At 59.5% G+C, this 22441-nt stretch carries 19 protein-coding genes; 10 read left to right on the forward strand and 9 right to left on the reverse strand.

Annotation, left to right across the window (positions count from 1 at the left end):
* Positions 1-81: 81 nt before the first annotated feature.
* The 3 genes from G5195_RS04435 to G5195_RS04445 are packed head-to-tail and all read right to left on the reverse strand — an operon-like array spanning position 82 to position 1343.
* The gene (locus tag G5195_RS04435) at positions 82-417 is read right to left on the reverse strand and encodes a DUF3802 family protein (protein WP_005333735.1); all 336 of its coding nucleotides are present in this window, start codon (positions 415-417) and stop codon (positions 82-84) included.
* Positions 418-474: 57 nt separating this feature from the next.
* On the reverse strand, positions 475-963 hold the full coding sequence (locus G5195_RS04440; RefSeq protein WP_421235894.1) for a GNAT family N-acetyltransferase: 489 nt from the start codon (positions 961-963) through the stop codon (positions 475-477).
* Positions 960-1343 (reverse strand): MmcQ/YjbR family DNA-binding protein, encoded by a 384-nt coding sequence (locus G5195_RS04445; RefSeq protein WP_005333730.1) that lies wholly within the window; start codon positions 1341-1343, stop codon positions 960-962. The genes G5195_RS04440 and G5195_RS04445 overlap by 4 nt, the downstream gene beginning before the upstream one ends.
* A 118-nt stretch (positions 1344-1461) precedes the next feature.
* Between G5195_RS04445 and G5195_RS04450 the strand changes: the two genes are divergently transcribed.
* The 3 genes from G5195_RS04450 to G5195_RS04460 all read left to right on the forward strand — a co-directional run bounded on the left by G5195_RS04450 (position 1462) and on the right by G5195_RS04460 (position 4809).
* Positions 1462-2253 carry an alpha/beta fold hydrolase gene (locus G5195_RS04450; RefSeq protein ID WP_005333728.1) on the forward strand — a complete coding sequence of 264 codons (792 nt, stop codon included), beginning with the start codon at positions 1462-1464 and terminating at the stop codon, positions 2251-2253.
* Positions 2254-2504: 251 nt separating this feature from the next.
* Positions 2505-3875 (forward strand): leucine-rich repeat-containing protein kinase family protein, encoded by a 1371-nt coding sequence (locus G5195_RS04455; RefSeq protein WP_118853921.1) that lies wholly within the window; start codon positions 2505-2507, stop codon positions 3873-3875.
* Between the two features lie 286 nt (positions 3876-4161).
* Entirely contained in the window at positions 4162-4809 is a 648-nt protein-coding gene (locus tag G5195_RS04460; RefSeq protein ID WP_005351307.1) for a thiopurine S-methyltransferase, read from the forward strand.
* Positions 4810-5141: 332 nt separating this feature from the next.
* On the opposite strand, the gene G5195_RS04465 is transcribed toward G5195_RS04460, so the two are convergent.
* Complete coding sequence (locus tag G5195_RS04465) at positions 5142-7928, reverse strand: insulinase family protein (RefSeq protein ID WP_421235895.1); 2787 nt, start codon at positions 7926-7928, stop codon at positions 5142-5144.
* A gap of 162 nt (positions 7929-8090) precedes the next feature.
* Here G5195_RS04465 and sixA point away from each other — a divergent pair, with 162 nt between their 5' ends.
* From sixA to G5195_RS04480, 3 genes are all read left to right on the forward strand, one after another.
* On the forward strand, positions 8091-8558 hold the full coding sequence (gene sixA, locus G5195_RS04470) for a phosphohistidine phosphatase SixA (protein WP_021230584.1): 468 nt from the start codon (positions 8091-8093) through the stop codon (positions 8556-8558).
* 133 nt (positions 8559-8691) lie between these two features.
* Complete coding sequence (locus tag G5195_RS04475) at positions 8692-8898, forward strand: DUF1107 domain-containing protein (RefSeq protein ID WP_005336998.1); 207 nt, start codon at positions 8692-8694, stop codon at positions 8896-8898.
* Between the two features lie 164 nt (positions 8899-9062).
* On the forward strand, positions 9063-9980 hold the full coding sequence (locus G5195_RS04480) for a DMT family transporter (RefSeq protein ID WP_421235896.1): 918 nt from the start codon (positions 9063-9065) through the stop codon (positions 9978-9980).
* A gap of 104 nt (positions 9981-10084) precedes the next feature.
* Here G5195_RS04480 and G5195_RS04485 read toward each other — a convergent pair whose 3' ends face one another.
* Positions 10085-11701, reverse strand: coding sequence for a peptide ABC transporter substrate-binding protein (locus tag G5195_RS04485; RefSeq protein ID WP_064336240.1), 1617 nt, complete (start codon positions 11699-11701; stop codon positions 10085-10087).
* 382 nt (positions 11702-12083) lie between these two features.
* Here G5195_RS04485 and fbp point away from each other — a divergent pair, with 382 nt between their 5' ends.
* Positions 12084-13118: a class 1 fructose-bisphosphatase gene (gene fbp / locus G5195_RS04490; RefSeq protein ID WP_005336993.1), complete on the forward strand. Its 1035-nt coding sequence runs from the start codon at positions 12084-12086 to the stop codon at positions 13116-13118.
* A 239-nt stretch (positions 13119-13357) separates the two neighbouring features.
* Here the strand turns inward: fbp and mfd are convergent, their stop codons facing one another.
* Positions 13358-16825 (reverse strand): transcription-repair coupling factor, encoded by a 3468-nt coding sequence (gene mfd / locus G5195_RS04495; protein ID WP_421235901.1) that lies wholly within the window; start codon positions 16823-16825, stop codon positions 13358-13360.
* A 55-nt stretch (positions 16826-16880) separates the two neighbouring features.
* On the reverse strand, positions 16881-17456 hold the full coding sequence (locus G5195_RS04500) for a hypothetical protein (RefSeq protein WP_005351323.1): 576 nt from the start codon (positions 17454-17456) through the stop codon (positions 16881-16883).
* A 76-nt stretch (positions 17457-17532) separates the two neighbouring features.
* On the opposite strand from G5195_RS04500, the gene G5195_RS04505 reads away from it, so the two are divergent.
* The 3 genes from G5195_RS04505 to lolE all read left to right on the forward strand — a co-directional run bounded on the left by G5195_RS04505 (position 17533) and on the right by lolE (position 20805).
* The gene (locus G5195_RS04505) at positions 17533-18768 is read left to right on the forward strand and encodes a lipoprotein-releasing ABC transporter permease subunit (RefSeq protein WP_421221558.1); all 1236 of its coding nucleotides are present in this window, start codon (positions 17533-17535) and stop codon (positions 18766-18768) included.
* Between the two features lie 97 nt (positions 18769-18865).
* Positions 18866-19564: a lipoprotein-releasing ABC transporter ATP-binding protein LolD gene (gene lolD, locus G5195_RS04510; RefSeq protein WP_005336988.1), complete on the forward strand. Its 699-nt coding sequence runs from the start codon at positions 18866-18868 to the stop codon at positions 19562-19564.
* The gene (gene lolE / locus G5195_RS04515) at positions 19564-20805 is read left to right on the forward strand and encodes a lipoprotein-releasing ABC transporter permease subunit LolE (RefSeq protein WP_279462530.1); all 1242 of its coding nucleotides are present in this window, start codon (positions 19564-19566) and stop codon (positions 20803-20805) included. Before lolD ends, lolE begins: the two co-directional genes overlap by 1 nt.
* An 87-nt stretch (positions 20806-20892) precedes the next feature.
* Here the strand turns inward: lolE and yfbR are convergent, their stop codons facing one another.
* Both yfbR and G5195_RS04525 read right to left on the reverse strand, forming a co-directional pair.
* Positions 20893-21483: a 5'-deoxynucleotidase gene (yfbR, locus tag G5195_RS04520; protein WP_421221559.1), complete on the reverse strand. Its 591-nt coding sequence runs from the start codon at positions 21481-21483 to the stop codon at positions 20893-20895.
* Between the two features lie 92 nt (positions 21484-21575).
* Positions 21576-22010, reverse strand: coding sequence for a YccF domain-containing protein (locus G5195_RS04525; RefSeq protein WP_005336982.1), 435 nt, complete (start codon positions 22008-22010; stop codon positions 21576-21578).
* Positions 22011-22441: the final 431 nt, after the last annotated feature.

Here is a 22441-nt window from a genome sequence, read left to right on the forward strand (position 1 = left end):
GCAGGGCTGCCCACCAAGGCGGCCCTTTTCCTTATCTGCTGTTTTGCAATCTTGCGTTGGGCGGAAAAACCGGACGGCAGATCAGCCGATGGCGCTGTCGAACAGGTTCTTGATGAGATCGATAAACTCGATGAGGAAGGTTTTCTGTTCCGGGGTCGGGGCGCGCAGCCAGACGGCGGAGAGCACCTCTTCCAGATCGGCGACCACGGCGTCGGCCTCCTGCATGATGGCGAAACGCACCTTGGGATCGAGCTGGGGGTTTTGCTCGCAAATGGCCATCAGGTTGCTGGCAACACGGCCACTGACCAGATCTTCGATGGTCTCTTCACCATCGTTCTGCTGCTGGGATTCAAACAATCCCAAACTCTCCACCAGATACTCGATCAGCGAGATATAGCCTTCACTTTCTACCACCATGGTTGCTGCCTCAATACAGTAACAATACGAAAATTAAGCGTATTTTAGTGGCTTGCCCTATCTTGGCAAGCAGCAGTGCAGGCGATGGCGCGTAAAACTGACTCCGCCCCGCTCCACGCACTCCAGCCCGGTCAACGTAAAGCCATGTCGTAAAAATAGCTCATAACTGAAGGCGCTGGCCTCGGTGGTGATGAGTGTCATGCCGAGCCCTCGGGCCCCCGCGAGCGCCGTGGTGAGCAGCAGATTGCCCAGTCCCTGGCGCTGATGGCCGGCGCTCACATAGAGCAGACTGAGGTGGCCATCGGGGCTCAGGGTGACAAACCCGAGGGGCACATTTGCCTGCTCCGCCACCCAGCCGTGGTGCTCGCGCAGCTGGCTGACAAAGCCCGGATGTTGTGAACCGAGGGCCCACTGCTCCACCTGCTCGGCGCTGTAGTGTTCGGGGCCGCAGCGTCGCACCGCCTGCTCAAACAGGCTCACGAGGGCGGGGATATGTGCCTCACCAAGGGGGACAATGCAAAGTGCTGGACTAAGTGCTGGGGTCATAAGGTTGGGTCGTCAGTGGGGGAGAGGGGACGCGGCGCCTGTGGCCGTTTGGCTTTGGGCAGACCCGCGACAACCCGCTCATAGGAGTGGTGCACCCAGCCCTGCCACAGATCATCTGGCAAGGTGCTGTTCAGGGTCACTGTGTTCCAGTGTTGCTTGTTCATATGCCAACCCGGTTTGACCTCGGGGTGGATCTCGCGCAGCAGCAACGCCAGCTCGGGCTCGCATTTGAGGTTGATGGTAAGCGGCTCGGCCTGCCAATCCACCAGCGCGAACATCTTGCCCGCGATGCGGTAGACCAGGATCTCCGGGCCAAACGGGGTATCTTCGGTGGCGCCCGGCAGGGTCAGCAGAAAGTGGCGCAAACGGGTCAAATCCATGGAAAGTTCTCGCGCAAGGGGTGATCCGGGTCATGTCAGGCGCATATCTATCGGCGGGCCTGTTCTGTTAATATGCGCGCAGCCGAGTATACCCCCCATCACCAAGGGAGCCTATTGGATGTTGTATCACAAGACTTTCGAACTGGGTCCCGAGCGGGATTGGGTGGTGTTTGTCCACGGCGCCGGTGGCAGCTCCTCCATCTGGTTCAAACAGCTGCGCGCCTATCGCGAGCACTTCAATGTGCTGCTGCTGGACTTGCGCGGCCACGGCCAGTCCCACCAGCTGCAACAGGTGGTCAAGGGTCACTACAGCTTTCGGGAAGTGACCGAAGATATCGTTCGGCTGCTCGATCATCTCGATATCCGCCGCGCCCACTTTGTCGGCATCTCCCTTGGCACCATCCTTATTCGTCATCTGGCCGAGCTCTGCCCGGAGCGGGTGAAAAGCATGGTACTGGGGGGCGCCATTTTGCGGCTCGATATCCGCTCGCGGGTGCTGGTGCAACTGGGCCGACTCGGCCAGCACTTCCTGCCCTATATGTGGCTCTACCGGCTGTTTGCCTTCATCATCATGCCGCGCCAGCACCATCAGGAGTCGCGCAACCTCTTTGTGCGCGAGGCCCGCAAGCTCTGCCAGAAAGAGTTCAAACGCTGGTTCCGCCTCGCCACCGAGGTCAACCCGCTGATGCGTTACTTCCGCGAACGCTCCCTGCCCATTCCCACCCTCTATGTGATGGGAGAGGAGGATCATATGTTTCTGGCACCGGTGCGCGAACAGGTGGCCCGCGATGCCAGCTCCTCATTAGCGGTGATCGAACAGTGCGGCCATGTCTGCAATGTGGAGCAGCCGGAACAGTTTAATCGTCGTACGCTGGCGTTCATTCAATCGCTGGGGGGCGGACGGAAATAAGGATTCATTACGCTGTGCATTCAGGTCATGCTACAGCGGCATTGCAAGCTGGCCGCGAGCAAAGCGCTGCCAACGTGCAATAGATGTCGCTGTCTTGGCGATCGTATAAGCCGCATACTTTCAAGCTATAAGGGGTGATCTGCCCCCCTGATTCTTTATAATGCCCCCCTTTAAAACCGCCGGACCCCGGTTCGGCGCGCGCTGATGGCTGGCTACGTCATCAGGCAGGTCATCAGGATTGAGAAACGGTTATGCATACTCTGGAACAGCTGCGCGCAGGTGAACTGTGCGGTGCCCGCCATCTGAAGCTCTCTGAAAATCTGACGGAGTTCCCCAGCGAGATTTTGAGCCTGAAAGAGACGCTGGAGGTGCTGGATCTCACCGGCAACCAGCTGAACTCGCTCCCTGACGAGCTGGCCGGGTTTGGCAAACTGCGCATCATCTTCTGCTCCGAGAACCGCTTTACCGAGCTGCCCGAGGTGCTGGGGCGCTGCCCGGCGCTCACCATGGTGGGCTTTAAGGCCAACCAGATTGTCACTGTCTCGGCCAGGGCGTTGCCCGCCGGTTTGCGCTGGCTGATCCTGACCGACAACGCAATTGAAAGGCTGCCGGACGAGCTGGGCCAGTGCGATGCCCTGCAAAAGCTGATGCTGGCGGGCAACCGCCTGCGCGAGCTGCCCGCCAGCCTTGCCAACTGCCGCAATCTTGAGTTGTTGCGTATCGCCGCCAACCGCATCGAACGCTTCCCCGAGTGGTTGCTCTCGCTGCCGCGCCTTTCATGGCTCGCCTACTCCGGCAACCCCTTTAGCGAAGGGGCGGAGGCGCGGGCCATCGATGATGTCCATGTCGCTCCCCTTGCCTGGGAGACGCTGGCGCTGGGCGAGCTGCTGGGGCAGGGAGCATCCGGCGTTATCCATCGCGCCACCCTTGTGGGTAATACTGCTGATGAAGTGACTCTGGCGAGCGATAGAGGCGATGGCAGTCAGGTGGCGGTCAAGCTGTTCAAGGGGGCGGTGACCAGCGATGGCTTGCCCCGCTGCGAAATGGCGGCATCGCTGGCGGCGGGCACTCATCCCAACCTTATCAAGGTGATAGGCAAGGTGGCGGGTCACCCCTCTGGCATTCCGGCGCTGGTGATGGAGCTGATCGACCCGGCCTTTGCCAATCTGGCCGGGCCGCCGAGCCTGGACTCCTGCACCCGGGATGTCTATTCCGAGGGGCTGCATCTGAGTGTGTCGGATGCGCTGGCGATGGCCCACGGCATCGCCTCGGTGGCGGGCCATCTGCACCGCGCGGGCATCATGCACGGGGATCTCTACGGTCACAATATCCTGTTTGCCCGTGGGTCTGACGCACCGGCTCGCGCCCTGCTGGGGGATTTTGGCGCCGCTTCCTTATATGACCGCAGCGACAGCGAGCGGGCGCTGGGCCTTGAGCGACTGGAAGTGCGCGCCTTTGGCTGCCTGCTGGAGGAGCTGCTGGCCCATTGCGATACGCAAGACTCACCGCTCGATGGGTTGCATCAGCTCAAAGCGGCCTGCCTCTCGGAACTCCCCGCCGAACGCCCCGATTTTGCTTATATCGAGCGTCAGCTGGCGGCCGCTCGCGCCACGCTGTCGTGATCTTTCTGGCGTTGGCAGGCACGAGTTGGCCTGCCAATGTCATTCCTTTCATTGATTCATTCATTGCCATACTCCCATGACGTTTTTGCATGGATTGGTATGTCTTGTCCGTCATAAACGTAGCCAATTGCGATCATTGCGACAGCGAGGCGCACGGCAAGGGGATGTCCCATCATTCGCCCGATAACACGCAGAGACTGCGCGGCAAAAAGGGGAGGGGAGAGGGTTGCGCGGTGCCGGTTAAGTTGTGATATTGAGGCATCTTTAGTACAGAAGGGTAATAACGATGGAAGCTGCGTTTTGGCATCAGCGTTGGGAAGAGAACCGGATTGGCTTTCATCAGGCGGACTTCAACCACTGGCTGCAATCCTGGTGGTCAGCCCAGCAAGCGGACGAGCCGGTGCTGGTTCCCCTGTGCGGCAAGTCCCGCGACATGCTCTGGCTGAGTGCTCAGGGCCATCCGGTCGACGGTTTCGAGCTATCGAGCCTTGCCGTCAGCCAGTTCTTCAGTGAAAACCAGCTCGCCGCGACCGTGAGCGAAGTGGGCCCTTATCAGTGCCATCAGGTGGACAGCCTGCGCATTTTTCAGGGGGATTTTTTCGCCGCCCCGAGTCTGGGTCGCCGTTACCGGCTGGTCTATGATCGCGCGGCGCTGATCGCCCTGCCGACCGCGATGCGCCGCCAGTATGCGGCCCTGATCAGTTCGCTGGTCGAGACCGGTGGCCAGATCCTGCTGGTGACCCTTGAATATCAGCCGGAGCAGCAGACTCAGCCCCCCTTCTCGGTGGGTGAGATGGAGGTGCGGGCGCTGTTTGAACGGGATTTTCGCATCGAGGTGCTGGGGCGCGCCGCCGAGGTTGATCACCCGCGGGTGTTGTCGGGTCAGCTCTCCTACTTCGATGAGGTGGCCTACCGACTGGTTCGCCGGGGTTAACGGGCAGCTAGCGGGCGGCCAAAGGGTGATCTGCGCCGACAAATCGTCGGGCTACGCGCTCTTCGCTACCTCCTTTGACGTAGATCAACGTGACTGGCGGGGGGAGTGCCTAATATGAGGCTGTTTCTCAATCACTGTTGGCATTGCAAAGCGAGTATCGGGTCTTTCCCGCTTGCTGATCAGCAACTCAGTGTCTGATTTTCACGCTCATGTTCACTTTTGGCGGCTTTGGTCGCAATTGTTATGGTTTTTCCAGCCGACCCATATGGGTCGGCTTTTTATTGCCTGCGATATGCCGTGGGAATGGAAAAGCGGGGGAGTGCGAGGCCTGATCAGGCCTCGAAGGTGGCGGCATTGAGCCGAAATGCCCGTGGATCGTCGATAAACTGGCCGGTGATCCGCTCGTCATGTTCGTGCCCCTGACCATAGCTGCAGAGGATCAGCCGATCGGAGGTGCGCGAACGCAGTTGGGTGATAAAGCGCACCAGATCGGCGCGGCTCAACTTGCCCACCTCGTCGCAGACCCGTTCCCGCTGATCAAACCCCAGATCCTTGTTGCCGATGCTGACCCACAACCGCTGGCCGCGACTGCGCAGATTGGCATCCCGCTCGCTCAGCTGGGCTTGCAGCCCCGCCTTGCTCTCCTGCCACTGCTGCTCGGTAAATTCGAGCATGGCGAGCGGGAAGAGGTCGATAAACTCCTCCACCGCATCGAGCAGGATCTGCGGCCCCGCCACCGGCGACTGGATATAGAAGATCAGGCCCGGGTGGCGATTGAGGGGCAGGTTGCCTGCACCCACCACATACCCCAGTTGCTGGCGGGTGCGCAGCTCGTGGAAGAAAGTAGAGGACATGATGTGGTTCGCCAGAGTGAAGCAGGCGAGATCCCGCGCCCGGGTGGTGCGGGATTGGTAGTAGACCAGCAGTGCCGAGTCTTCGTGATCGCAACCCTGCTCGCGAATAAGGGTGCCCCTGTCCTGAATGGAGATGAGCGGGCGGCGGGTCTCGCCACTCGGCTTGCTGCTGGTGCCATTGATATCGCTCAGGTGGCGCTCCATCAGGGCGGCCAGCTCCAGTGCTTCGGCGGCAGTCCAGTCGCCGTGTACCAGCGCCTCGACATGCACCTCGCCAAACAGCTGGGCCACGAAGCCGGGCATCTCCTCCAGCTCGACGGTGCGCAGGTGACGCAGCAACTGCTCGAACGGCGGGTTGTTCGGTTGCAACAGGCTGGTGAGCTGGTTAAAGAGCTGGGAGATGGGGCGCGCCTTGGACTGGTTGTCCCAGTTGCGGATGAGCTGCTCCTTGATTTCGGCGAAGCGACCCGGATCCGGATACCCCAGGGTGCGGTTGCCGAGGATCATGTCGAGCAACAGCGGCTGCTTGTCGGCAAAGCCGCTCAGGTTGATGGTAAAGCCCCCCTGATGGGCATAGATCTGGTAACCCAGCCCCGCCAGCTCCGCCGGATAAGTGAGGGCGTTGAGATGGTCGGCCAACAGCTCCACGGCGAGGCGCGCCATGGCGATATTGCGCGGATTTTTGACCGCATGTTCGCTGTCGATGGAGATGTAGAGATTGCCCTTGGGCACGCTGAACAGGTGCTCATGGAGGTGCCAGAGGCGAAAACCGGGGCGATCGATCAGGCAGACGGGCATGTCGGCGGCAAGCTCTGGCGTGCGCGGATCGAGCCTACTGCTGATAAAGGGGTTGGGCTTGGGTAGCGCCAGCGCCGGATCCGGTTCGCTCTGCTGCCAGCGAATTTTCTCGGCCTCGGTAATGGTTGCCACGCTGTAGGGGGTCTGATACCAGCGGGCCAGCCGATCGGTTGCCACTTCCGGCGCAGTGATGGTGATACGCAGGTTGTGCGGGGTGAGCTTGGCGAGGAAGCGGCGGATCAGCCCCTCGTCATATTCGCGCATCATGTAGTCGCCGTAGAGCAGATCCTCAGGTTTGTAGCTAAAGAGGTTGAGCACCAGCCCCGACACCGTATCGAGGGGGCGGCCGCGCTCCTGAAAACGGAACGCCGATTCGAGCACGGTCCGTTTTTCGTCGTAGCGCCAGCTCTGCAGCCCTTCGCGGCCAATCAGTTTCAGATAGCCAAACAGGGCGGCGAGGATGTCGTCCACATGCTCAAGGCCCAGAGGTGTGAGGCCGAAGTTGACGCCAAAATCCTTGAAGTTGGCGCCGCTTATGCCACCGCCCGCCGAGAGCTGATTGACCCAGCCTTTCGCCTTGAGCAGGGAGAGCAGGCTGCCATCCCCCTCGTAGCCAATCAGATGGCTCAGGAAGGTGAGGGGCTTTTTGTCGTAAAACTCGTCCACATTGGGCAGGGGGAAGCAGAGCGACAGCTTGCGGGTCTCCTTGACCGGATTGATGTGGATGCGCACGCCGAGATCGTCGAGCCGGTAGAGCGGCATGGTGAGAGTCGGGGTTCCCAAATTGCGATTCAAAATGGGAGCAAAGTAGCGACAGCACCACTGCAACTGGGTATCGATGGATTCCGGCGAGATCATCACCAGCGCCATGCGATCCGCGCTGTAGTGGCTTTCGTAAAAACGGATAAGGTCGGAGCGCAGATCCCGTCCCGGCAGATCGGCCAGGGTATCAAGGTTGCCCACCGAGAACTTGGCGAAGGGGTGCGCCGGGTTGACCGTCTCTTTATGCACCTGATAGCTGCGGCGCATGTCGTCCTGCAGCTTGAGGCGATACTCGGAGTCGACCGCATTGCGCTCCTTGTCCACCCACTCCGGATCAAAGGTGGGGCAGATAAAGAACTGGGAGAAGCGATCCAGCCCTGCTTCGAAGAAGCCGTTGTCGATCTCGAAGAAGAAGTTGGTGAATTCGGTGCCGGTCCAGGCGTTGTTGCTGCCGCCATGACGGCTCATAAATTGCTGGTACTCACCAGGCTTGGGGTAAGTGGCGGTGCCGAGAAACAGCATGTGTTCCAGAAAATGGGCCATCCCCTGCCGGTCGACAGGATCGTCAAAATGGCCGGTATTGACCGCCAGCGAGGCGGCCGATTTGTCGGTGTCGGGATCACAAATCAACAAGACCCTGAGCCGGTTGGCCAGCTCCAGAAAATGGTATTGCCGATGGTCATTGGGACTGGCATATGGGCTCATTGGCGTGTGACTCACGTTGGATTTATTTGAATTTAAACATGATTATCGACCCCGCTATCCCGTCAGGCAAACCCTTTTCTGAGAGGTAGCGCAATTGTTTCCACACCCGTAGCGGGGTAAGATCCCCCGGCTATCAAAACAGGCCCTTTGGGCGAGGTTGTAATGAAGATCTATATCATGCGTCATGGCCAGGCTGGCATGAATGCGAAAACAGATGAACAGCGTCCATTGACCGAGCAGGGTATTGAAGAGTCTATCCAGATGGCTCGCTGGCTGGCGCCTCAGCTGATTGGCCCGCTGGATCGGGTGATCCACAGCAACTATCTGCGGGCACGCCAGACCTGGCAAGCCATATGCAGTGAATTGCCTGACGCAGCAGCCGTTGAAGAGAGTGGCGACATTACCCCTTACGGTGATCCCGCTTTCGTGGCCAGCTACCTTACCACTTTGGCTGAACAACATGACCAGATCCTGATGGTCAGCCATCTGCCGCTAGTGGGTTATCTGGTGCAAAGCCTCTGTCCGGCCGCAGGAGCACCCATGTTTGCCACCTCGGGGATCGCCTGTATCGAGTGGCACGATGGCAAAGGAGCCTTGCTCTGGCTCGAAGGGCCGCATACAATAGGCTAAAAGTTAATAAAAAGTTATAGATTGAATTTTTTGGGAAGAGATGGGCGAGTTTTCCGGATTTTTATAAATATTTTACGGAATTAATTCGCAGAAGCTGCTGTCATACGGATACAACTGCAAGAGGTTGCAAACGATGAGAGTGTTCAAGAAGTACCTGCCACTGATGGTGGCAAAGCATGTCAAAACCTTCTTTAAAGGTCGGATTTACATTCATGGTCGGGGGCGGTTTGATTTCCAATCCGGTTTGTTGCTGATGCCGAATCCGGCGGATATTCCCCATCGCCAGACAGTCACCGAGGTCAACGAGCTGATCTCCAGACTGCACATGGATGCCGCGTGATGCGCTTCTGAACCTGTTTCTGCACTGATATGCCCGCACTTTTGCGGGCATATTTGTTTCTGGCTACTGGCGTTCACCATGTGGCTGTTCAGGCCCACACCTTTGTTTATCTTCCATCGCCCCCTATACTGGCCCGCTGTTGTCTCTTCGGTCTGGATCCTCTCATGCCCTTTGCCTTTCTGTTTCCTTTCTCCTGCATTGCCATCTGGGCTGGCAATGGCATCGTCAGCAAACTGGCGGTTGGTGTGTTGTCCCCGACAGCCTTGGCCTGGTCGCGCTGGGTGGTGGCTGCGCTGGTATTAAGCCCGTTTCTGGCCCGTCGAGTATGGCGTGCGCGTGCCCGCATTCGTGCCGGCCTTTGGCAGATCGCCATGCTGGCCTCGCTGGGCATGGTGCTCAACCAGACTTTTGGGTACTACGCGGCGCAAACGCTGGGGGCTACCGAGATGGGGTTGATGATGGGACTGACGCCGCTGCTGACCGTGCTGTTCAGTATCTGGCTGCTGCGCGAGCGGCCCACCTGGGGCGCCGTGCTGGGGGCGCTGCTCTCCATCTTTGGCTTGTCTATCTTGCTGGGGCAGGGGGATCCGACCCGACTGTTTACCCAGGGTATTCATATCGGCTCTGTCTACATGCAGCTCTCGGCGGGCACTTATGCCCTTTATAGCGTGCTGCTCAAGAAGTGGGATTTGGGGCTCGACAACTGGTCGCTGCTCTACGGTCAGGTGCTCTGCAGTGTGCTGATCCTGACCCCCTTCTTTCTGCTGGTGGATGGTCAGCTGCCAGAGGGGCGTGCGATCTGGCTGATCTTCTATGCGGTGATCCCCGCGTCGGCCCTCTGTCCCTGGCTCTGGATGCAGGGGATCACCCTGCTTGGTGCCAATCGTACCGCCATCTTTATGAATCTGCTGCCAGTGATGACGGCTGGCCTTGCCATCACCCTGCTGGGAGAGCGGCTGACCAGCTATCACCTGATCGGGGGCGGTCTGACTCTGCTGGGGGTTTTGCTGGCTCAGTTGCTGGTGCGTCCGGTGGTGATGGGTCGTCGCCGGGAGGTGTTGGCTCCTTGTCCCGAAGAGTAATCTTGCGTGAAAGCGTAGATGGGCCCAATGGCCCGCTTGGCCGCCAATGAAAAGCGCCTGCAGCAATGCAGGCGCTTTTTTATGGTCACATCTTGCCGAGCCGGTTACTGGGCAACCAGATAGAGCTCCTTGCTGTAGACCACATCCTGCGGGTTAAGGTGGGGATAGCCTTTCACGAAAGGTTTGAGCAACCTTGATTTGACCGAGAAATAGATGGGGGCGATGGGGGCATCCGCATCAATGAGAGCCTCTGCCTGCTGATACAGGGCATTGCGTTCAGCGGGATCCAGCGAGTCGTGGGCCTTGGCCAGCAGGGCGTCGTACTCCTTGTTGAACCACTTGCCGCTGTTGGCGCTGCTGCTGGAGGTCATGATGTCGAGAAAGGTGGAGGCGTCGTTATAATCCCCGTTCCAGCCATAGCGGCTAACCCCGAAATCCCCCTCGTTCAGCGCCGAGACCATGGTCTTCCACTCCATGTTGTTGAGGGTGGCAGTGACCCCTAGGTTGTGTTTCCACATGGAGGAGACGGCCAGCGCAATCTTTTTGTGGCTCTCGTTGGTGTTGTAGAGAATGTCCACTGTGAGTGGCTTGTCCGGGCCATAGCCAGCTTCGGCCAACAGGGCTTTGGCTTGCTTGATCCGCTCCTCTTTGCTCTGCAGCTGGCTGGCCGGTTTTTTCAATTCAAAACCGTCCACAATGGGGGGCGTGAAGCTATATGCGGCAATTTGTCCCTGTCCCAGGATCTTGTCGGTGATGGTCTCCCGGTCGATGGCGAGCGAAAGCGCCTTGCGTACTTTCGGGTCATCGAACGGTTTGCGCTGGGTATTGAAGACATAGTAATAGCTGGCCAGCGTGGGGACGCTGACCAGTTCTTCCGGGCTCTTGCTCTTGAGCTGCTTGTACTGCTCCAGCGGATAAGTGGTGTAGTGCAGTTCACCGGTGCGATAGCGGTTGTAGGCGGCGGTTTCCGAGACGATCTCCAGATAGATCACCTTGTTCAGGACGGTGTGCTGGTTGTTCCAGTAGTGGGTATTGCGCTCGGCGCTCAGCCGCTCGTTGGGGGTCCACTCCTTGAGTACAAAGGCGCCGTTGGAGACGATATTGCCCGGTTTGACCCAATCCTTGCCGAATTTTTCAATGGTGGCCTTGGGGGCCGGGAACGTGGTGTAGTGGGCCAGCGTTTTTAGGAAGAAGGGAACCGGATTTTTCAGGGTGACCTGCAGGGTGTGGTCATCGAGCGCCTTGATCCCGAGCTCTGACGGGCTCTTCTTGCCCTGTGTCACCTCGCTTGCATTGACCACTCCGGTCAACTCGATAAACCAGGCGTAGTTGGAGGCCGTCTTGGGATCGGCCGCCCGTTGCCAGCCGTAGACATAATCGGCGGCGGTGACCGGTTCACCGTTTGACCACTTGGCCTCGGGCCTCAGCTTGAAGGTGTAGACGGTACCTGTCTTGTCGACGTCGTAGCTGACGGCGCCTGCTGGTTTGATCTTGCCGGTATTATCCAGCTCATAGAGCCCTTCAAACAGATCGTTGACGATGGCACTACCGGCGGTCTCTTCTACCAGCTGGGGGTCGATGGTGGTGGGTTCGGTGCCGATATTGGTCACGTAGATTTGTTGGGCATCCGGCAGCAGCTTGGTACCGGCAGGCACCTGGGCAGCCCAGGCGGGAAGGGCAAACAGTCCGGCTACCATGCCGGCAATGAGAGTCTTGTTCATTGATAATCCTTGAGTTTTATTTGCTTCCAAAGCGAAATCAGTGTGCTGGATTGGCGATCGGATCTCAAGAGGTAATGGCTGAGGGAACGGCAGGCCCATCAGACTCCATTTTTAATGGCCAAAGGCCAGTCAGCTCATGGCTTGCCGCAGGTTATTGCCACGAATTAAGAGGCGAAAAGTTATCGATTGAAACCGAATAAAAAGCGCCTTTTACCATAACGTGAGGCGAAATAGCCTATTTAATAGGCCGCTTAATTCGCTGCAAAAACAAAAAACAGACGTTACATTAGGTTACAAATCAAGGCCGCCGGTGATCGGCATTTTTTTTGCCGATGCCTGCAAACGTTTTCAATGCCAACGGATGCGATCTAAAGGAACAAAAATGCGAAACATGATCACCATGGGTGAGTTCATCGTCAAAAAGCAGGCGGATTATCCTACCGCGACCGGCGAGCTGACCTCGTTGCTCAGCTCGATCCGCCTTGCTGCCAAGGTGGTGAACCGGGAGATCAACAAGGCGGGACTGGCGGATATCATCGGTTCCATGGGCGCTGAAAACGTACAGGGCGAGGTGCAGCAGAAGCTGGATGTTTATGCCAACGAACGCTTCAAGGCGGCGCTGGAAGCGCGCGGCGAGGTGTGCGGCATGGCTTCGGAAGAGGAAGAGGACTTCGTCGCCTTTGACTCGCCGCTCTCCAAAAACTCCAAGTATGTGGTGTTGATCGACCCGCTCGATGGCTCCTCCAATATCGACGTCAACGTCTCGGTAGGGACCATCTTCTCCATCTACCGCCGTTTGAGCCCGCAGGGTTCGCCGGTGACCCTGGAGGACTTCCTGCAACCGGGCAACCGTCAGGTCGCCGCCGGTTATGTGGTTTACGGCTCCTCCACCATGCTGGTCTACACCACCGGCTTTGGCGTCAACGGCTTTACCTACGACCCCTCCATTGGCTGCTTCTGCCTCTCCCACGAGAACATCCGCATTCCGGAAGAGGGCAAGATCTACTCCATCAACGAGGGTAACTACATCAAGTTCCCGGACGGGGTGAAGAAGTACCTCAAATATTGCCAGGAGCGCGACGAGGCGACCCACAGACCCTACACCTCCCGCTATATCGGCTCCCTGGTCTCTGATTTCCATCGCAACCTGCTCAAGGGCGGCATCTACATCTATCCGTCCGGCACCAACTCGCCGAATGGCAAGCTGCGGCTGCTCTATGAGTGCAACCCGATGGCGTTTCTGGTGGAGCAGGCCGGTGGCAAGGCCTCCGACGGCTTTGGCCGCATCATGGATATCCAGCCCACCGCGCTGCACCAGCGTACCCCTTACTTTGTTGGCTCGACCAAGATGGTGGAGCGGGCCGAAGCCTTTATGCGTGAATTCTCCGCCCATGAGGATCCAGCCAACCAGGGCTGATCGTCAGAGGTGTAGGTTGGTGCTGAGCGCAGCGAAGCCCAACATTTACCGATGCGATTCCCTCTCCCCCAGGGATAGGGCAGGGTGAGGGGAATGGTTTTCACTGCCCCCCTCATCCCCGACCCTTCTCCCACAAGGGGAGACGCTAGTCACCAGCCAACATAAACAAAACGGGAGCCAATCTGGCTCCCGTTTTAGTTGGCATTATCTCTCTGGCTCGCCGCCAGCGTTGCAGAGACTCACAGGCTGTTGTTGGCCAGATCAGCCAGCAAACCATCCACCAGTTTCAGGCGCATCGCACGATCCTGGGTCGGCACCTGGAAACGCAGCCGGGTCGGCCCGTCCATCTTGTAGACCCGTGGCTGGCTGGAGAGCAGTTTGACCAGATAGGCCGGATTGACCTTGGTCTCCTGAGTGAAATCGAGATAGCCGCCGCGCTCGCTCATCTCCACCCGGCGAATGCCAAGGGCGGTGGCACGCTGGCGGAAAGCGGCCAGCTCCAGCAGGGTTTTGGTCGCCTCCGGCAAGAGGCCAAAGCGGTCGATCAGCTCCACTTTCAGCTCTCGCAGCTCTTGCTCGTCCGCCGCACTGGCGATCCGCTTGTACATGGAGAGGCGCATATTGACGTCCGGAATATAGTCATCCGGCAACAGCGCAGGCAGGCGCAGCTCCACCTCGGTGTGCTGGCTCATCAGTTGCTCCAGCGACGGCTCCTTGCCATTTTTCAGCGCCTCGACCGCCTGCTCCAGCATCTCCATATAGAGGGTGAAGCCGACCGATTCAATCTGGCCGCTCTGATCGTCGCCGAGCAGTTCGCCCGCGCCACGGATCTCCAGATCGTGGGTCGCCAGCGCAAAACCGGCACCGAGATCTTCGAGCGAGGCGATCGCCTCCAGCCGCTTCGCCGCATCCTTGGTCATCAGCTTGGGATGGGGGGTGAGCAGGTAGGCATAGGCCTGATGGTGAGAGCGGCCAACCCGGCCCCGCAGCTGGTGCAGCTGGGCCAGACCGAGATGATCCGCCCGATCCATGATGATGGTGTTGGCGCTCGGTACGTCGATACCGGTCTCGATAATGGTGGTGCAGACCAGCAGGTTGAAGCGCTGGTGGTAGAAGTCGGACATGATCCGCTCAAGGTCACGCTCGCGCATCTGACCGTGGGCGATGCCGATGCGGGCCTCGGGTACCAGCTCCGCCAGATCGACGGCGCACTTTTCGATGCTCTCGACATCGTTGTGCAGGTAGTAGACCTGACCACCACGCTTCAATTCCCGCAGCACCGCCTCGCGTACCACCGCCGGTTCATGCTGACGCACGAAGGTCTTGATGGCGAGCCGCTTGGCGGGGGGGGTGGCGATGATGGAGAGATCCCGCATGCCCGACATCGCCATATTGAGGGTGCGCGGAATGGGGGTGGCGGTGAGGGTGAGGATATCCACATCGGCCCGCAGCGCCTTGATCTTCTCCTTCTGGCGCACCCCGAATCTGTGCTCCTCATCGACGATGAGCAGTCCCAGATCCTTGAAAGTGAGCTCGGATCCGAGCAGCTTGTGGGTGCCGATGATGATATCCACCTTGCCTTCGGCCAATTCCTTCATCACAGCGCTCTGCTCCTTGGCGGAGCGGAAGCGGCTCAGCACCTCGACCCGCACCGGCCAGTTGGCGAAGCGGTCGCGGAAGTTGTCGTAGTGCTGCTGGGCGAGCAGGGTGGTGGGCACCAGCACGGCAACCTGCTTGCCGCCGTGCACCGCCACAAATGCTGCCCGCATCGCCACTTCGGTCTTGCCGAAACCGACGTCGCCGCACACCAGTCGGTCCATGCTCTTGGCCTGACACATGTCCCCCAGCACCGCATTGATGGCGTTGAGCTGATCGTCGGTCTCCTCGAACGGGAAGCTGGCGGCAAACTGGCGATAGGCCTCTTTGTCGTGCTTGAATGCAAAACCGGCGCGAGCGGCGCGATGAGCGTAGACATCCAGCAATTCGGCTGCCACGTCGCGCACCTTCTCCGCCGCCTTGCGCCGCGCCTTGCTCCAGGCTTCACCGCCGAGCTTGTGGCTGGGCGGGTTATCAGAACCGGTGTAGCGGCTGATAAGGTGCAAACTGGTAACCGGCACGAACAGCTTGTCGCCGCCGGCATATTCGAGGGTCAAAAACTCGGTGGGCAGACCACCGGCGTCGATGGTTTCGAGCCCCAGATAGCGGCCGACCCCGTGATCCAGATGGACCACCGGCTGACCCTGGGTCAGCTCGCTGAGGTTTCTGATCACCGCATCGGAGCTTAAGTTCTTGCTCTTCTCTCGCGCCCGTTTGCTGCGCACCTTGCCGCCCAGCAGCTCGGTTTCGGTGATCAGGGCCAGTGGATCCTGACCTGCCTCCTGCCACAGGAAGCCACGCTCAAGCGGTGCAACCAGCAGGCCGTGGCGATCCGGACTCGCCATAAAGGCGTCGAGGGAGGGGAACTCTTTAGGTTGCAGCGAGATACGCGCCAGCAGATCGCCGAGCACCTCCCGCCGTCCTTCGGACTCCACCGCAAACAGGGTGCGCCCGGCAAAACCGTGCAGGAACTGGTCGAGCGCCAGCAGGGGTTGCTCTTTGCTGTGATCGAGTTGCAGGTCGGGCAGCGCGGAGATGGGCAGATCGTGCTGACCAGCATCGCCCGCAGTGGCGGCCTCTTGCAGCCGCACCGCGCCATATTGGCCCAGAGAGGCAAAGAGCTGCTCCACCGGCAGATAGAGCTGGGCCGGTGGCAGTAGTGGGCGAGTGTTGTCCCAGCGTCTGTCTTCATAGCGCTGGCCGATATCGTTCCAGAAACGCTGGGCGGCGGGGTAGATATCCCCCACAGTGAGCAGCAGGGTCTCTTCCGGCAGGTAGTCAAACAGGCTGGCGGTCTGGTTGAAGAAGAGCGGCAGATAATACTCGATGCCGGCGGGCCAGCGCCCCTTGCTCACCTCCTGATAGACTGAGCCCTCGGCCCGCGACAGCTCGAACTGTTCGCGGAACTGGCAGCGAAACAGCTCGATGGCCGCCTCGTCGGTAGGGTATTCCCGGGCGGGCAGCAGGCTGACCGTCTTGACCGGTTCGCTGGAACGCTGGGTTTCGGGATCGAACGGGCGGATGGAGTCCACTTCATCGTCGAAGAAGTCGATGCGATAGGGGCTGCTACTGCCCATGGGGAAGAGATCGAGCAGGGAGCCGCGAGCGGCAAACTCGCCATGCTCAAGCACCTGATCCACCGCCACGTAACCCGCCTCGGCCAGCCGCCCGCGCAGCTGTTGCAGGTTGAGGCGCTGACCGGCCTTCACCATCAGGCTGTATTTGTCGAGATAGATCCGGGGGGCGCAGCGCAACATCAGGGTGGAGATGGGGACAATCAATACCCCCTTGCTCATCTGCGGCAGCTTGTAGAGAGTCTCGAGCCGCTGGGAAATGATGTCCTGATGAGGAGAGAAGGTGTCGTAGGGCAGGGTCTCCCAATCGGGGAACAGTAATACGGGAGCGGACTGATCGGCCAGCTGCTTGTCTGTCAGCAAATACTGTAGCTCCTGCTCCAGGCGCAGGGCGCTCGGGGTATCTGCGGTGATAAGCAGTACCGGCCCCTTGGCTTCGCTGGTGAGACGGGCTGCAATCAGCGAGAGGCTGCTGCCGACCAGCTGGCCGAGCGTGATCTTTTGGCCCGCTTTGGCGGGCAAGGCGGGGAGTGTCATTGGCATGATTCGATTCTTTTAACGTTGACGTTATCTATCGCGACGTTCGCTCTGGTTAGCGCTGGCGTTCTTGGGCGCGCAGCTTGAGCTGCTTCGATTGCACGTGGAGGCTGGCTCGAACCAGCAGTTCACGGTCATCTTCGCGGATCCGCACATAGTCGAGCTGCACATGGGTGCCATGTTCACCGCCGTCGAGCTGTTTGACCTGGCCATAGCAGTAGATGGCGGCCGCCTCTTCCCGCAGGAAGATCTTGAGGCGGACGATCTGGTGCAGGTGCGGCGCATCCCCGTGATCATGATAGGGGTGCAGGTAGGTGAGCTGGCCAGCCCCGAAGCGCAGGGTGTGAAAGCGCTGCTCCGGATGGTCCTGCAGGGAGAGCACATAGCCCATGATCATGTCGATCTTGCGGGACTGCTGATTGACGATCTCGATCAGATCGTGCATCGACTCGTTCTGGTTGCGCAGCAGGCGAGTGGTCACCAGATCGATGGAGGTAATGGCCGAAGAGATCCGAAAGGGCTCCGGCAGCTCAGCGTCCAGCTCCTCCAGCGAGGGGAGGTGGAAGTCGGCCGGCATGGGGATCACATTGACCGGCGTGGCATGAGTGACGCTGAAGAACTGTTCCTGCATGGAGGCTATCCCTTGTTGTCATGGACGGTTTCCCTTTATTATCCGGTATCTTATTTTGTTGGCAACGTACATATCCTTGAAGACCGGACTTTTTCAGCCCCTTTCGCTGGCCATCGGCCTGCGTTATGCAGGCTCGAAGCGCAGCAATCGCTTCGTCTCATTTATCTCCCTGTTCTCTACCTTTGGCATCGCCATCGGGGTCGCCGCCCTGATGGTGGTCATTTCGGTGATGAACGGTTTCGAAGGGCAGCTCAAAGGGCGCATCCTCGGGGTGATCCCCCATGTGGTGGTGACCAATCAGGCTGGCCGCATTGATGCCGACCCGCAAGGCTTGCCGGATCTGGCCAAATTACCCCATGTGGTCGCCTCGGCCCCCATGCTCGACAGCGAAGGGATGCTGCAAAGCCCTGGCCAACTGACCGGGGTGAGCGTGCAGGGGATCGACCCTGCTAAGTGGCCCAAGGATGACATCCTCCATAGCCAGATGCTGGGGGGGCGCCTCGATACCCTGCAGCCCGGCCACTACCGCATCGTGCTGGGGCAGGGGGTGGCACGCCGTCTCAATGTCTCCATCGGCGATCAGGTTCGCCTGATCCTGACCGAGGGGACCCGCTTCACTCCGTTTGGCCGGGTACCGGCCCAGCGCCTCTTTACTGTCTCCGGCATCTTCGGGGTCGGTGCCGATGTGGATAACCAGATTGCGCTGATCGCCCTGGGGGATGCCCAGCGGCTGCTGCGCCTGCCGCCAGAAACCGTCGGTGGCATTCGCCTCTGGCTCGATGATCCCTTTGCCGCTGACGAGGTGATCAAGACGCCGTTGCCGGATAGCTTGCTATGGCAGGATTGGCGCCGCGAGCGGGGCGAGCTGTTCCAGGCGGTCGCCATGGAAAAACGGATGATGGGGCTGATGCTGGTGCTGATCATCGCCGTCGCCACCTTTAACATTCTCTCCGCGCTGGTGATGGTGGTGACGGACAAGGAGGGCGAAGTGGCCATCCTGCGCACCATGGGTATGAGTGAATCAGGTATCGTCAAAATCTTCATGGTACTTGGCGCCTCCAGCGGGGTGATTGGGGCTCTGTTTGGCGGACTGGCGGGCCTTGCGCTCTCCTTGGGTCTCAACCCCCTGCTCAATGCAGTGGGGCTCAACCTCTATATGGCGGCTGGCGGCAGTGGCTTGCCGGTGATTGTCGAGCCGGCTCAGGTCATCACCATTTTGCTGGGCGCCGTGCTGCTGAGCTTCAGTGCCACCCTCTATCCGGCGGCCCGCGCCGCACGGGTGAAACCGGCCGAGGCGCTGCGTTATGAGTAATGCCGTGAATAATACATCTTCTGTTGTTACCTCCGGTGCGAGTACCGGCGTTGTTACTGGTGCCTCAGTGGTCACTGGCGTAAGTGGAGCCCCTGTTATGAATGAAGCCGTATCCCGTGAACCTCTGCTGCGCTGCCAGGCGCTCAATCATGTCTATAAAGAGGGGGAGCTGGAGACTCAGGTGCTCAAGGGGATCGATCTCTGCGTCGCGCCCGGTGAAATGCTGGCGGTGGTGGGGAGCTCGGGCTCCGGCAAGACCACTCTGCTGCATCTGATGGGGGCGCTGGACAACCCCTCCAGCGGCGCCGTGCTGTTCAAGGGGGAGGATATCCACCATTGGGACAGCCGTACCCAAGCCCGTTTTCGCAACCGCGAGCTGGGCTTTGTCTACCAGTTCCACCACCTGCTCTCCGAGTTCAGTGCGCTGGAAAATGCGGCCATGCCGCTGCTGATCGCCGGTGAGTCGGTGGCGGTTGCCACCGAAAAGGCAACCAAGATGCTGGGGCGGGTGGGGCTTTCCCATCGCTTGAATCACCGTCCCTCCGAGCTTTCTGGTGGCGAACGTCAACGTGTGGCGATCGCCCGGGCGCTGGTCAACGAACCGAGTCTGGTATTGGCGGACGAACCCACCGGCAATCTGGATCACGCCAGTGCCACCGCGGTGTACGAATTGCTGTGTGAACTGAACCGTGAGCTGGGCACTGCGTTTGTGGTAGTGACTCACGACTTGAGCCTCGCGGCCAAGCTCCATCGTCGGGTGACCCTGGTGAGCGGCGTGATGGCGGAGGTTGCCTGATGTTCAAACCGCTGCCCCTCTTTCTGGGCCTGCGTTACAGCCGCTCCCGCCGTCGCAACGGGTTTATCGCCTTTATCTCTGCCTCTTCCCTGATCGGTATCGCCCTCGGGGTGATGGCGCTGATCCTGGGCCTCTCCGCCATGAACGGTTTCGAGCGGGAGCTTAAAGATCGGGTGCTCTCGGTCGTGCCACAAGGTGAGCTGGACGCCGTCGAGCGGCCGCTGCCGGATTGGCCACGTCTGCGCGACTACCTGCTGGCCCAGCCGGGCGTTGAGGCGGCAGCGCCGGTCATTCGCCTCAATGGCCTGCTGGAGCATGGCTCTGCCCTCAAGGGGGTGCAACTGCGCGCCGTACTGCCCGATCTGGAAGCCAATCTGTCGGATGCGGGCAAATACATGACGGGCCGTGGCTTGCGTGAACTGCAACCGGGTGAACGTGGGGTGATCTTGGGCAAGACCATCGCCGATAAGCTGGGCGTCAAGGTGGGGGACGCTGTCGCCCTGCTGCTGCCGCAAGGGGGCGATCAGGCGGGGATCAAGAATCCTCGGCGCGAAGCCCTGACCGTGGTGGGGCTGTTGGAGATCGGTGGTCAGCTCGACGGTCTGCTCGGCTTTATGCATCTGGCCGATGCGCAAGCGATCACCGGCATGGGCAGCGGCGTGGAGGGCTTCAGCCTGCGGGTGAGCGATGTGCTCAAGGCGCAATCCATCACCGTAGCCGCCGCGCAGCAGTTCCCTCATCACGTCTATATCCGCAGCTGGATGAACAGCCAGGGCTACCTCTATCAGGACATCCAGATGGTGCGTACCGTCATGTATGTGGTGATGCTGATGGTGGTGGCCGTCGCCTGTTTCAACATCGTCTCCACCTTGGTGATGGCGGTGAACGAGAAGCGCAGCGAAATCGCCATCCTGAAAACCATGGGGGCGAGCCCTGGCCAGATCCGGCTTACCTTCGTCATTCAGGGGATGGTCAACGGCGTGGCCGGTGCCCTGCTTGGCGCCCTGCTGGGTGGGCTGCTTTCGAGCAAGCTGACCCAGATCCTGGGTGTCATCGAGAAGCTTATTGGCCACCGCTTCCTCAATCCGGATATCTACTTTATCGACTTCTTGCCGACCGAGTTGCATATGCAGGATCTGCTTATCGTGACGGGTGCTGCCATCCTGATGAGCCTGGTGGCGACCCTCTATCCCGCCTGGCGGGCGAGCGGTCTGGTACCCTCCCGCGAGCTGGGTCACTGATGCGTTGCATCTAATGCGCAAGAAAGAACGAAGGGCCCGCCGGTGCAAACCGGCGGGCCCTTCTGTTTTCAGGTCATGTAGACTGGCTTAGTGAGCGTTAAGCTCATCGAGTGGCAGGGAGAAGCTGGCTACGAAGGTGTCGATAAAGTAGCGCATCTCCTCACTCATTCGGGCCTCCAGCATAGCTTCGAGGCGCTTGCGAGCCGGTTCGAACTCCCGGTTGCCCGCGTTGATCTCCTCCAGACACTTGGTATAGGCGCAGAGGGTGTCGGCATCCTTGACCAGCCTGGCCAGCTCGTCATCCTGGGCTGCCGAATCTAGCAGGGGGCGAAAGTCCTCCACCAGTTCCGGCGGCAGCATGCCAAGCAGACGCTGCTCAGCGGCCAGTTCTATCTTCTTGTACTCGCGGGCAATTTCGGGGTTGAAGTATTTGACCGGGGTAGGCAGATCGCCGGTCAGCACCTCACTGCTGTCGTGATAGAGGGCCATCACGGCGGCGCGGTCGGCATTCACGCTGCCGCCAAACAGCCGGTTTTTGATGATGCCGAGGGCATGGGCCACCATGGCGACCTGCAGGCTGTGCTCGGCGATGTTTTCCGGCTGGATGTTGCGCATCAGGGGCCAGCGATAGATGAGTTTCATGCGGGCGAGATTGGCGAAAAAGTGGCTGGGTAACATGATGGCCTCAACAAAAGAGAATAAAAAAGGGCAGACCCTAGTCTGCCCTTTTTTTCGTTGCAGGGCAGCGTCTGCCCGCGCATTTCCCGTGTTTAGCGGATATAGCGGCCCGATTCCGCCTCCTGGTTGGTCACAATCATCTGGCCGATGGGCGCCAGACTGATGAGTGCCAGCTTGAGGTGCTGGATACCGAACGGGATACCGATAATGGTCACGAAGCAGGCCAGCGCGGAAGCGATGTGGCCGATGGCGAGCCAGACGCCGATCAGTACGAACCAGAGGATATTGCCAATCAGCCCCAGAGTGCCGGTGCCGATATCGCTCTGGCCAGTCATGGTCTTGCGATTGACGGCCTGCTTGCCAAACGGGAAGAAGGTAAAGGTGCCGATCACGAAACAAGCACGTCCCCAGGGGATGCCGACCAGCGAGATAAAGCAGACAAGACCGGCCAGCCACCAGGCCAGGCCCATAAAGACACCTCCCAGTACAAACCAGAGCAGATTGAACAAGAAGCGGAAAAAGGCCATGTGAGTGACTCCAGATCATCAATTTGGTTGCCACCATAACGAGGGAGGGGTAGGGACGCAATGGTTGATTGGTCCAATCGCCATTTGGCTGGTCAAATTGAGTCGCCGCCCGCAACGGTGGGCTGTTTTTCGGCGAAAGATGGGTAATAAAGCGGCGTTCGGATGAAAAAAGGTGAGCAAACGCAAAATTATTGCCATCGGATAGTTGAAGTCGGGCACCTCTCTCCCCATATAAAGGGCAGTTTTGCACGAATTGTGCTTGCACACCGCTCAATGTGGGGGATGTGTGGCTCGACTCGACCAAAGTGCGCCGCTATAATGCCGCGTCATATTTTCTCATCACAAAGACATATCGTTGTCTTTATAAACAGGAAGACTCCGGGCTTTGCCCAGGGGCAATAAAGGGTCAGCACACAGTGCTGAGTTGAACG

The organism is Aeromonas sp. 601039 (assembly GCF_049174415.1).
Taxonomy (GTDB): Bacteria; Pseudomonadota; Gammaproteobacteria; order Enterobacterales; family Aeromonadaceae; genus Aeromonas; species Aeromonas veronii_A.